Annotated in this window: 8 protein-coding genes; 6 read left to right on the forward strand and 2 right to left on the reverse strand. The window is 43.2% G+C overall.

The features are described 5' to 3' along the window. The first annotated feature begins 11 nt into the window (after positions 1-11). The 6 genes from addB (at position 12) to MGG13_RS03735 (ending at position 10,610) form a co-directional block, all read left to right on the forward strand. Positions 12-3,377, forward strand: coding sequence for a helicase-exonuclease AddAB subunit AddB (addB, locus tag MGG13_RS03710; RefSeq protein WP_239035405.1), 3,366 nt, complete (start codon positions 12-14; stop codon positions 3,375-3,377). Next, positions 3,367-6,810 carry a helicase-exonuclease AddAB subunit AddA gene (addA, locus tag MGG13_RS03715; RefSeq protein WP_239035406.1) on the forward strand — a complete coding sequence of 1,148 codons (3,444 nt, stop codon included), beginning with the start codon at positions 3,367-3,369 and terminating at the stop codon, positions 6,808-6,810. Before addB ends, addA begins: the two co-directional genes overlap by 11 nt. Further along, positions 6,807-7,742: a hypothetical protein gene (locus tag MGG13_RS03720; RefSeq protein WP_239035407.1), complete on the forward strand. Its 936-nt coding sequence runs from the start codon at positions 6,807-6,809 to the stop codon at positions 7,740-7,742. Before addA ends, MGG13_RS03720 begins: the two co-directional genes overlap by 4 nt. A 14-nt stretch (positions 7,743-7,756) precedes the next feature. Beyond that, entirely contained in the window at positions 7,757-8,656 is a 900-nt protein-coding gene (locus tag MGG13_RS03725) for a fumarylacetoacetate hydrolase family protein (RefSeq protein WP_133432368.1), read from the forward strand. Between the two features lie 89 nt (positions 8,657-8,745). After that, positions 8,746-9,123 carry a YisL family protein gene (locus MGG13_RS03730; RefSeq protein WP_239035408.1) on the forward strand — a complete coding sequence of 126 codons (378 nt, stop codon included), beginning with the start codon at positions 8,746-8,748 and terminating at the stop codon, positions 9,121-9,123. A 107-nt stretch (positions 9,124-9,230) separates the two neighbouring features. After that, positions 9,231-10,610, forward strand: a complete 1,380-nt coding sequence (locus MGG13_RS03735) for an alpha-amylase family glycosyl hydrolase (protein WP_239035409.1) — start codon at positions 9,231-9,233, stop codon at positions 10,608-10,610. Between the two features lie 415 nt (positions 10,611-11,025). Here MGG13_RS03735 and MGG13_RS03740 read toward each other — a convergent pair whose 3' ends face one another. Both MGG13_RS03740 and MGG13_RS03745 read right to left on the reverse strand, forming a co-directional pair. Then, positions 11,026-12,342, reverse strand: coding sequence for a CoA-disulfide reductase (locus tag MGG13_RS03740; protein ID WP_239035410.1), 1,317 nt, complete (start codon positions 12,340-12,342; stop codon positions 11,026-11,028). A gap of 1 nt (position 12,343) precedes the next feature. Further along, complete coding sequence (locus tag MGG13_RS03745) at positions 12,344-13,186, reverse strand: Cof-type HAD-IIB family hydrolase (RefSeq protein WP_275416165.1); 843 nt, start codon at positions 13,184-13,186, stop codon at positions 12,344-12,346. Positions 13,187-13,231 lie beyond the last annotated feature (45 nt).

Here is a 13,231-nt window from a genome sequence, read left to right on the forward strand (position 1 = left end):
AGGGGGATATTATGTCAGTTCAGTTATTACTCGGTCGACGAGGCAGCGGCAAAACACATCGCATCATGGAATCGGTTAAAAATGCGATCCGTGAAGTGCCGCTCGGAGATCCGATTATTATTATCACACCGAAGCAGAGTACTTATACTTTTGAACAGCAGTTAGCCCGTGACCCTGAAATCAAAGGGAGTCTTCGCGCCTCAGTATACGGTTTTGACCGCTTATCATGGCGTATTTTAAGTGAGGAGGGCGGCCTGACTGAAGATATGATCTCAAGCTCCGGCGTTGAGATGCTGGTGCATATGATTTTAAAAGAACAGCAGGAACATTTAGAGTTGTTCCGTTCATCTGCACGTTTTTATGGTTTCAGTCAGAAAGTGACAGAAGCCATCAAAGACTTTAAGAAGTATGATGTCAGCGCAGAGATGCTTGAAAACTTCAGTATGGACGATTCATTTCCAGTCAGAACGCAGCACAAATTACATGATATATCATTGATATACAAGTTGCTTGAGACTGAACTTTCGGGACATTACACACAGGCAGAAGATATCCTGCATTTTCTTTATGACAGAATCCCGAATTCTGAAACGATTCGTAAAGCTGATATATATATCGATGGGTTTCATAACTTTACTGCACTTGAATACCAGGTCATTCAGCAGCTCGCTAAATATGCTAAATCAATGACGCTGACATTGACGGTTGATTTAACAGCCATGAATGAAACGTTCAGAAAGACATTTGAGACCTATAACTTACTGACAGAAACCTTTCATGCAGCGGATGTCACCGTGCATGTTGAGCAGCTGGCGGACACTGCACGGTTTAAAAACCCTGCGCTCGCTCTGATTGAAAAGCAGTTTGATGCGCTCCTCCCTGCAACAGGTCAGGCAGAAGGTATGACGATTAGTGAAGCGGCCAGTATGCGCAAGGAAGTTGAACATGTCGTCAGAACCATCCATAGACAGGCACGAACAGGCCGTTATCGTTATGCGGATACAGCAGTCCTTTACCGGGATGACAACTATATCAATCTCTTTAAAGAATATTTCTCAAAATACCATATTCCATTTTATACAGACAAGAAAGAACAGATGATTCATCATCCGGCAGTCGAACTGGTGCGCTCTTTACTCGATTTCATCAGTCAGCCCTGGCAGACGGAGCATCTGTTCAGAGTATTAAAAACGGGACTTCTGTCGCGCCGTTTTGATATGGAGAATGATCAGCTGCTGATTGATATGCTTGAGAATACAGTCATAGAACGCGGACTGTCTTTTAATCGCTGGCTTGAAGACGCGCGGTTCTTCTATGATAAGCGCAAACCATACGGCGAAGAAGAATGGCAGCAGATGAATCAGTTCAGAACGTATATCACACCGCTGATGACCCGGATTCTGAGTCTTCAGGATGTGACGAATGCGCATGATTTTGCGCTCGAGCTCTATCAGTTTTTAGAAGAAATTAAGCTGCCTGATTATTTGATGGCTGAAAAAGACCGACTTGCTAAACAGGGTCTGAATAGTGAAGCACTTAAAAACGAGCAGGTTTATACAGGTATTATCAGTCTTTTAGATGAACTGGTGGAGATGCTTGCAGATAAAGCGACCGACTTTCAGACGATGAAGGACATGCTGGATGTCGGTCTGACGACGCTTGAGTTTTCCAGTATCCCGCAGGCACTGGACGAAGTACAGCTTCTCAATATGGATCTTGCGCGTATTGAAAACACGCCATGTGTCTTTGCTGTCGGATTCAATGAGGATGTTCTTCCTAGAGCGAATAAAGACAATGCACTGATCACGGATCAGGAAAAATCATTTGTGGAAGCAGCAGCTGACGTCAGACTGGCGCCATCAAGTCTTGCGCTGACAATAGATGAAAGTTTCGTTGCGTATCAAGTGCTGACCCATGCGTCAGAAGCGCTGCATATCACTTACAGTCTGATGGATGAAGGCGGAAGTGCGAGACAGCCGTCCAGCTACATCAGTCAGCTGAAGGCCATATTCCCTGACCTTAAAGTAAGGCATCTAAGCGCTGAACAGGACCCCGAAACGTTAATTGAAACGATTGCAGCTGGCGTCAGTCACGTTATTGAACAGCAGGATAATCCTGAATGGCAGTATGTACAGGAATGGATGAATCAGTTTGCTGTCTTCCGCAGCATCATCAGTCTGCGGGATTATCGTAATCAGACTGTTCAACTGGATGAAGCGCGGACTCAAAAAATATACGGTAACGAAATCAAGGCAAGCGTTTCTCGATTTGAGACCTATAACAATTGTCCGTTTAAACATTTTGCAGCACACGGGCTTGCACTCAACATCAGACAGCCCTTTGAGTTCCAGAACTTCGAGCTCGGTAATATTTTCCACCATGCACTTAAAATGATTTCCGAGGAAATCAAGGACAGAATTGTCACAATGGATAAAAAAGAGCTGCAGCAGTACGTCGAAGTGACCTTGCAGAGTCTAATTCCGGATGTTCAGTACCAAGTGCTTTATTCTAAAGCATATTATCAGTATATGGTGCGTCAGATCACTAAAATTCTGACGGAGACTCTATCTGTTATTCAGCTGCAGCAGTCCCGCACACATTTCCGCATGTCGCGTTTTGAGCAGAGTTTCTCAGGCGATCCAGTACGAAAAGAACAGTTCCGGGCAGCTAAAATATATACGGAGCAGGGTGTGCCGATTTCTATCAGAGGACAGATTGACCGCATTGATCTTTTAAAGGGAGATGACCGGGATTATGTCAGTATTATTGACTACAAATCGTCTGGACATGCGCTTCATTTAAACGAAGTTTACTACGGGAAGCAGATGCAGATGCTGACTTATATGGATGTTGTGCTGCAAAATGCTGACCAGCTGACGCCTCATACGCTGGATCCAGCGGCGATGCTTTATTTCCATGTTCAGCAGCCCTATCTGAAGTATGGACTTAAAAACGAGACTGCGGAACATGCGAAGCGCTATATAGAAGCTTATAAGCTGGAAGGATTTGTCGTGGACGATCTGGATATAGCTGCAAAACTGGATACTGAACTGGAGGCAGGCGTTAAATCGAGTGTCATTCCAGTCACTATGACAAAAAAAGGTGTTTTCGACAGTCGATCAAAACGTCTGACTAAAGAAGAGATACATGCACTTATTGATATCAATAGAAACAATTACGTCCAGACAGCGACTGCAATTATGGACGGTGAGACTAAGGTAGCACCACTTGAATTCAATAAGCAGCTGCCTTGTCAGTTCTGTAACTTCAGGTCAACGTGTCATATCGATCCATTAGTCAACGGTGACGATGTCAGACATGTCGATGAAAAGATAGATGTCAAAGCACTTTTGAAAGGAGAGACAGATGAGAACTAAACCAATCGATGCCCAGTGGACAGATGCACAGTGGCAGGCCATTATAGCTGGCGAGTCAGATGTCCTCGTTGCAGCAGCAGCGGGAAGCGGTAAAACAGCTGTACTCGTCGAAAGAATTATCCAGAAGATTATTCATGAAGAGATGGGACTGGATGAACTTCTCGTCGTCACATTTACAAATGCCAGTGCCAAAGAAATGAAGGAAAGAATCCATCAGGCGATCAGGCGGGAAGTCATCAACCATCCGACTGATCATCTCAAAGAACAGCTTGTTAAAATCCATGCCGCCGAGATTTCAACATTGCATAGATTTTGTCTCAATCTGATTGAACAGTATTATTATACGATAGATTTAGATCCTGTATTCAGGACGGCGAGTGATGAAGAAGGAACACTTCTTTTGATGCAGTCACTCGATGAAGTCATGGAGAAGCACTATGAATCGCCAACTGATGCTTTTCTGAAGACGAATCTTCATCTGTCAAGCGACAGGAGTGATCAGTCTCTCCGGGATGCAGTACAGAAGCTCTATTATTTTGCAGTGGCAAATCCAGCACCGAAAGAATGGCTGATGCACCTGCCGGACCTTTATAGAGAGATATCACTCAGTCATCCGATAATCGAAGCAATGCAGGCATCTGTCATTACAGAAGTCGAACGTGCACTGACGCTTTTCAGAGAGGCGGCAGCTGAACTGGATAGTCCGGTCTACGAAAAACAATATTTAAAAGCTGAAGCTTATATTGATCAACTGGAGCAGATCAGCGGCGGGTTTACGCAACTCTATCACCGTCTGACTGAACTCGAAAACTGGTCGACGCCGCCTTTCAGATTTAAAAAAGATCTTGAAGATATGCGTCTTGATGCGGATGAAGAAGATCGCATTAAAGCACAGTTCAATCAGGCGAAGGAAATTTTGAATGCGGTTAAGACAGATTATTTCTTCGCGCTGCCTGAAGACATGATACAGGACATACATGAGATGGCAGATGAGATGACATTGCTCGGTCAGCTGACGAATGAGCTGATTGAGACATTCAGCCGTAATAAGCGTGAGCGGAAGATACTGGACTTCACAGATTATGAACATCTGGCGCTTGATATCTTACTGAAAAACGGACAGCCGACGCCGATTGCCCTTAACTTGCAGCAGAAGTATCAGGAGATTCTGGTCGATGAGTACCAGGATACTAACCGCGTGCAGGAAACGATTCTGCAGAGCATCAATAACGGGCATCTATTTATGGTAGGGGACGTCAAGCAGTCCATCTATAAATTCCGTCAGGCAGAACCCGGTCTTTTCCTTGATAAATATAAACGTTTTGATGGAACAAATGGGCAGGTCATCGATCTATCACGTAACTTCCGTTCACGACGTGAAGTGATTGAAGACACGAACGGCGTGTTCAGCAGAATAATGGACGAGGCAGTCGGTGAAGTCGATTACGATGAACGCCAGCAGCTGTACTTCGGTGCAGCATTCGATGACGCGCCTCATCAGACGGAACTGAATGTCATCATCAAGAATGATGAACCGCTCGAGAGTGAATGGATCGCCCGCAAAATTATGGATATAGTCGCGCATGGCGAAGTTTATGATAAAGGACAATATCGACCGGCGTCTTTCCGAGATATTGTCATCCTGCAGCGGCAAGTCTCAAATACTGCAGCACTGCAGCAGACCTTTAAAAAATACGATATTCCGTTTCATGTCAACAGCCGTAGCGGCTATTTTGAAACAGATGAGATACGGACGATAATCAGTCTGCTACGCATCATTGATAATCCGCTGCAGGATAATCATTTAGTTGGTGCCCTGCGTTCACTCCTGTTTCAGTTCAATGAAGAAGAACTCGTCGACTTGAGACAATCCAGCCAATATTTTTACCAGGATATGCTGGAGTACGCAGACACTTACCGGACCCCCCTTGCTGAAAAAGTAAAACACTTTATCAAGTTGCTGGACCATTATCGCAGTGCAGCCAGAACGATAGGTGTCAGACAGCTGCTTGAAATGATTTATGAGGAACAGTATGTCGTCGAAAAATTCTCAATGCTCGTCGGTGGTGAGCAAAGACGCGCCAATCTGTTAGGACTGCTGGCTAAATCTGAGGATTTCGAACGCTCAAGCTACAGGGGTCTGTTCCAGTTCATCAGATATGTGGACAATATGATTGATAAAAATAAAGATTTCGGTGAAGTGAACATCTTATCTGAAGAAGCGGATGTCGTCAGACTGATGACGATTCACTCGAGTAAGGGACTGGAATTCCCGTACGTCATCTATTCAGAGCTCGGTAAAAAATTCAATATGATGGATTTATCAGGAGCTGTCATCCCTAATCAGAAGCTCGGCGTTGCGATGACTTATTATGATCAGACGCATCATTACAGCTATCCGACGCTTTTCAGTCAGTACTTTAAGAAGGAAGGACGCCGCGAGAGCATCTCTGAATCAATGCGACTGATGTATGTTGCGTTTACACGTGCGAAAGAGCAGCTGATTCTGGTCGGTTCAGCGACAGAAAAAGAACTTGAAGCGTGGCAGCAGCAGGATGCAAAAGATGAGTTTTTCAGACTGAATGCGACGAAACCACTTGAACTGATTGTGGCAACACAGGCACTGGATATGAAGATTATTCGTGAGCTGGATGATGTAACGCATGACGCAGTGGTCACTGATACCATTACAACACCGCGTTCACCTGACTGGCTCGTTGAAAGAGCAGATTATCAGTATCCTTACCTTGAACTCAATAAGCTGCCGACGAAAGAGTCTGTCTCAGATATTAAGCGTCAGACTGAAGTCGATGATGATGCGACCACCTGGACACTCGTCAACCAGTATCAGCTGGAGCGTGCGAGCTACGAGCGGCCAAAATTTATGTCTGAAGTGAAGAAGACGGCAGCAGAACGGGGTACACTGATGCATACGGTCATGCAGCATTTTCCATACGATGGTGCTGTTAAAAATAAAGCTGATATTGATAGTCTGCTGCAAGCGCTCATTGATAAAAAAATCATCTCAGAAGATGATAGCAGACTCATCGATCAGGAAGCGCTTATTCGTTTTTCTGCGTCAGAACTATACCAGAAGATGTCTGAAGGAGAACGCTATACTGAATTACCGTTTGTTATCGGCAAATCCTATCTGACGGGGCAATTGATAGAAGGAGCGCCGGTCGAACCGCTTGTTCAGGGGATGATTGACTGTGTCTATAAGCTTGAGGGGCAGTACTACTTTGTCGATTTTAAGACAGACCGTCTGATTCCGAGACTGGGCGGCTCTATGCATGATGCAGCACTAGAGGCGCGAAAACGATATGCGGTTCAGATGTATTACTATCAGAAAGCTCTTGAAGAAATGCTGAAACAGCCGGTTAAAGGCTATCTTTATTTCTTCGATTACATGGAACTCGAGGTTGAATCATGAAACATGTGTTAGTGTTAATCGGTTTACTAGCTTTAATATTAGAAGGCAGCCTGAAAATGGCGCACCCTTTTATGATGACGGTACCTGCTGAATACTTTGAGCAGCCTGAACGCTCGACGTTCCTGCTCACTGTTATTCTGGCATTTGGGGTTGGACAGGCCGTTATTCCGCTTGTCTTGAAACAGATAGACGTGTCTATACGCATGATTTCCATGATCATTGCGTTCGGATTATTAGATAAATGGCTGTTCAGCTCGATGGGCTATATACTTGCACTCGGTCTTGGACTACTGCTTGCACGGTTAATCAAAAAAAGCTGGGTGGGCTATTTGCTTCTTGGTATCGGCGTTTTTATAGTCGCAGTCCCTTTGCTGATTTTATTCTTTTCAAGTGAAACCTTTATGGACGCGGCAAAGTTCCAGGAGATTGTCTCACTTTACAGGTCTCATGACTATTTAAGTTATGTGACGCATAGCTTGATGACGGATTACACAGTCATCATTGCGACGGCTTTATTTATCATCACGCCTTTACTGCTGATTGATTTCAGCAGCATGAAGTACAGAGTCTTACCTGGAATTGTCCTGTTTTCTGCCGGTACGATACTGAAGACACTGATGACCCAGACGGAATCTGTTCTTGCTTTCTCTATATTGGCCATGATCGGTGGCCTTCTACAGGGGATTGCGCTTTATCTGATTCTGCGCGGGACTGCTAATCTGGCTGTTGTACCCGCTATCATCATTAGTTCCCTTATGATGATGCTTGCCTTTACAGCGCTCGGTATCGGAGACTATAAAAATCTCGCAGTAGAAGTGGTTCTGATGCGTGGCGTCGTGATATTTGTTGTCGCTGTCATTATCTATTTTGTATTTCAACGGAAAATGCATGCGAATAATTCAAATATTCTGTATAATGAAGAACAAACATAGAAGGAGTGACCACAATGAAATTTCTTTCATTCGAGTATCAAGGTAAAGAAACATACGGCGTTAAAGTAAAACGCGAGGAAGCAGCATGGATTTTACCGAAAGTGTTTGAAGCATTTGGGGATGCTGACTATCCGAAAACATTGCTTGAAGGGTTACAGAAAAATGCAGAAATAGATTTTCAGGAAGCGGTACGCCAGGTGGTATCTAAAGCAGAAGAGCAGGGCGATAAAGAGAGCTACAAAGCACCGTTTGCTGATATCAAATTCCTGCCTCCAGTAACACCGACGAACAACGTCATTGCGGTCGGTCGTAACTATCAGGAACATGCGAAAGAGCTGAATAATGAAGTGGACCGTCTCTACGTATTCACTAAAGCACCATCAAGCTTAGTAGGTGATGGGAACACGATTCCACTACACGCAGATGTGACAAGTCAGCTGGACTACGAGGGCGAACTTGGTATTGTTATCGGTAAATACGGTCACAAGATTCCAAAAGGTCTTGCACTTGATTATGTTTATGGTTATACCATCATCAATGATATTACAGCACGTGATCTTCAGAAGGAGCATCTGCAGGCTTTCTTAAGTAAAAGTTTAATTGGCGGCTGTCCGATGGGTCCATACATCGCTACAAAAGATGAACTGCCGAATCCTGAGAACGTCAACATCGTAACGAAAGTCAATAACGAGATTCGTCAGGACGGTTCAACTTCAGATATGATTCTGAAGATTGACGATCTGATTGCAGAAGTTTCTAAATACGTAGCGCTTCACCCGGGTGATATTATTGCGACAGGTACACCAAGTGGCGTGGGCGCAGGCATGAATCCGCCGGTCTTCCTGAAGTCAGGAGATGAAGTCAAAGTTTCTATTGATGGTATCGGCACATTAGTCAATACGATTGCTGAATAAGTGAGAAGAAAGAAAAGAGCGTTTAGCTCTTTTCTTTTTTGGACATGAATATGTTAAACTGATAGTAAATACATGAAAGGAGGATACAGATGTTACATCTTCATATTTTAAGCTGGATTCTAGCTATCATTCTTTTCTTTGCTGCTTATCAGAACTTCTCTGATCGTCAAGGACCAAGTCAATACTTCAAACCGCTTCATATGGTACTGCGAGTCTTTTTATTACTGACACTGATCAGTGGCGGTGTCGTGTTCTTCCAGACAATGGGCGGCGGTATGGCAGCTCAGTATGGCATTAAATTTCTGCTGGGTCTGATTACAATCGGTCTGATGGAAATGACACTCGCTAAAAAGAAAAAGAAGAAACCTTCTCGTACTTTCTTCTATTTAGTTATTTTATTCGCATTACTGACAATCGGCATGGGTATCTGGTTACCTATGGGACCTATTTCAGCAATGTTCAACTAAGCTGATTCTTCGGAATCAGCTTTTTCTTATGAACTTTTTATGAATTAAGCCACAATTTCTGTCTCTTCAAGTATAATTTAAAGTATTAAGCGAATAGAGGGATAGAAATGAAGAAAATGATATTACTGCTGATGGCAGGCCTAATGGTTGCGCCGGCTGCACAAGCACAGGAGAAATCGCAGCCGAGAGTTTATAGTTTAGTCGTTGACCGTTTCTTAAATGGCACAGAAAAAAACAATGCACACATACATAATAATGATGACGATCAACTGCCCTATGGGGGGGATTTTCAAGGGATTGAAAGCAAACTGGATTATATCAAAGATATGGGCTTTAACGTCATCCATATCTCACCGATATTCAAGCATGAACAGAATGATTATCTGGGTTACAAAGTCACGAGCTATGACAAGATTGATGATGTCTACGGCGGCGATCAGCACTTCAAGGAGCTGATCAAAAAGATTCATGAGAAGAAAATGAAAATCGTTGTTGATATGCCGGTCGTCGCAACTAATGATTTTACTGCAGTAAAGACGCCTGTGATGAATGATATCCAGAAAGAATATTACGGCGATACTAAGATTATTGATCTGAAGAATGCTGCTAACCAGCAAAAATATAAGGCAAAAATGGCTGCCTTCGTCAAAGATTATCAAGTAGACGGTCTATCTATGTATACGCTGCAGGATGGCATTGACGCGGATAAAGTGATGCCTGACCTGCCGATGAATATGGCTATTCTGAACAAAGACATGACAGCAGAAAACTTTGATTATGTACAAAAAGAAGAAACGACTTTAAAACTGGCAAACGGATTTAAGAAAACAGATCAGCCATTACCGGATTCATTCGCTCAAAATGAACTGCTCGCAGCAGATAACTTCTTTATGCCACGTTTTACAAAGTATGCCGCGGATGAAAACATGTTTCCGGGTACACGCATTAAGTTACTGCTCAGCTATCTTCTCAGCCAGAAACAGCCGATGAGTATGACTTACGGCACAGAGATTGCGATGAATGGTGGCAAGATGCCTGAAATGCACCAGCTGCTGGATTTCCGAACAGAAAAAGAAGTGACCGACTATTTGAAGGCAACTTCAGGAGTATTTGATAAATACCGTGAAATGTTTGAGGGTAAGATGCAGGTACTCATGAATAAAGCTGGTCATCAGGTCATTCACTATGATACGGGGAAAGTGGACTTTATTTATAATCTGAATAACACAGATAAAGCGACTAAAGTTGAGCTTGGCACTGATGTCGTACCTAAAGGGAAGATGTTAAGTGGACTCTTGATCGGTGACTCCATCCATGAAAAAGAAGGTAAGTTTGAGCTCATCACAAACCGTGAAGAAGCAGAACTGTATGCGATCATTGATGATAGAGGACTGAACATTGGTTACATTATTGCTTCAATCGGTGTCGTTGTTGCATTTACCCTGTTTATCATACTGGCCGCAAGAAAACCGAAGCGGAATAGATAGGTGTTTAGTAGGAGTTACTGGCGATAAACAGGATTTTTCGCTGATAACTAAGGCTAATCGTTGAAAATACATGAGTTACTGGCGATAAATGTGATTTATCGCTGATAACTATGGCTAAACGTTGAAAATACATGAGTTACTGGCGATAAACAGGATTTATCGCTGATAACTATGGCTAAACGTTGAAAATACATGAGTTACTGGCGATAAACAGGATTTATCGCTGATAACTATGGCTAAACGTTGAAAATACATGAGTTACTGGCGATAAATAGGATTTATCGCTGATAACTATGGCTAAACGTTGAAAATACATGGGTTACTGGCGATAAATGTGATTTATCGCTGATAACACCCCGCACAACAAATTGAAGACCGCGAGCCCTCACCGGACTCGCAGTCTTCTTCATATCTATTATTTTGCACGATAGCCTATCATATTGACGATATCTTTAGGTGCTGAGAAAGGCGGTGCATAGGCGATTTCGATATCTTTTAAGTCGTCAATCGTCATTTTAGCAATTATCGCAGTTGCTATGACATCCACTCGTTTATCAACACCTTGCTTACCGAAGAAGCAGGCACGTAAAATCTGACGTGTCTCTTTATCGTAATAGACTGATATATGCATCGGATGTGAGCGCGGCATGTATCTTGCCTGTGGATATTGATCGAAGGATACATGTGCTGCACCATATTCTTTCGCTTCTGCTTCACTGATACCTACACTTGCAATGGCATGGTCAAAGAAGCGGATAATATTTGTGCCAAGAAGGCCATTGAATACTTTCATTTTACCCGCAAGATTTCCCGCGATCAGATTTGCTGCGCGGTGCGCTCCCCATGCAAGTGCGACGGTTGTTTTGGCGCCAGTATGCATATAGAATGTTTCAATTGCATCTCCAAGTGCATAAACATCCTGACTGGATGTCTGGAAATACTCATCTGTCACAATATAACCTTTGTCATTCAGGACAAGGTGACTATTTTCTAAGAAATCGGTATTCGGCGTAATCCCTACTGCTTCGATGACGAGGTCATAGTCTTCAGAAAAACCGGATTTAAATGTAACAGTCCTGCCTTCTATAGTAGCTACTTCATCATTTAACTGGGTCTTAATGGACTCTTCCTTCAGACAGTTCATTAAGTGCGGTAAAAACTGTGCATCCATCGTTTTAAGCAAGCGTTCACTTCGGTGGAGAAGTGTAACGTCAAGTCCGCGATTTTTTAAGTTCTCAATCATTTCGAGACTGATATATCCTGCACCGATGACAAGTGCTTTTCGAACATCATATTGCTCAATATGCTGTTCAATGATATCTGTATCTTCCAGTGTTCTCACCGGGAATGTGATGTCAGAACCTTTAAGCTGAGGTAAACGAACGGCTTTACAGCCGGGACTTAGGATGAGTTTGTCATAGTTCTCTTCTGTCGTAGCATTTGTCAGATGATTGTGAACGATCACAGATTTATTCGCTGTATCAACAGCGGTTACTTCATGGTAGAGATGAACCGCAATTTCTTTTCGTTCCTTGAAAGAATCTGCTGAAGCCTGTACAAGTTTCGAACGGTCTTCGATTTCATTGCCGAGATAATAGGGGAGTCCGCAATTGGCAAAACTCATATCGCGACCCTTTTCATAAACAACGATCTCTGCGTCTGGCAGCTCACGTCTAATCTGTGAGGCCACGGTTGCGCCACCTGCGACTGCGCCTACTACGATGATTTTCATATTAAGTTCTCCCTTCAAGATTAAAGTAACGAGCTAAAAATACACCGATGCCATCTTCATTGTTGGAAAGTGTGACTTCATCAGCCCGCAACTTCAGTTCCTGGATGGCATTAGCCATGGCAATACCTGTGCCGGCATACTCTATCATCTCGAAATCATTGTCTTCATCGCCAAACGCGATGATATGTTCCTGTTTAATACCTAATGTTTCAGAAACATATTGAATACCGACAGCTTTATTGATTCCTTTTTTGACGATCTCGATGACAGGGTAAGGTGCACCCCAGCGACGATGTTCCAGTTGTTCTGCATAGACATCGCTTAAGTGCTCACGGATAGCAGGGACATGTTCTTCTTCTGCCTGGATCAGAATACTAGTTGGTTCCTCCTGCAATGTGAAATTTAAGTCACCATTTTGAACGACTGGATTACCCATCGTGAAGCCGTGGAACAAGTATTCATCGTGGTAATGGAAATAAATATGGTCTTTCACTTCAGCGATGATATTCTGGATGTTCAAGTCTTCCAGCTGTTCGAATATAGCTTTTGCGATTGATAAATCGAGCGGTTCATGCACAACTTTAAAAGTATCGTCTTTTGGATGATGGATAAAAGCACCATTGAAGTTGACGATCGGTGAATCCAGGCCGAGTTCATTGTAATAAATTTCACTGGCGCGATAGGGGCGACCGGTTGAGATCATCACTTCATGCCCTTGCTCTTTTAATTGCTGAAGAATATTTTTAGTATAAGGTGAAACAGTTTTTTCATCTGTAAGTAAAGTGCCATCGAGATCGAGGCAGATTAAGTGTTTAGCGTTCATCAGTTCAATCCTTTCTGCCATCTATCATATCATTTAATTGGCGATAGTTAAGGAATTTGTTATAGT

The sequence above is a fragment of the Macrococcus brunensis genome, assembly GCF_022343725.1.
Lineage (GTDB): Bacteria > Bacillota > Bacilli > Staphylococcales > Staphylococcaceae > Macrococcus > Macrococcus brunensis.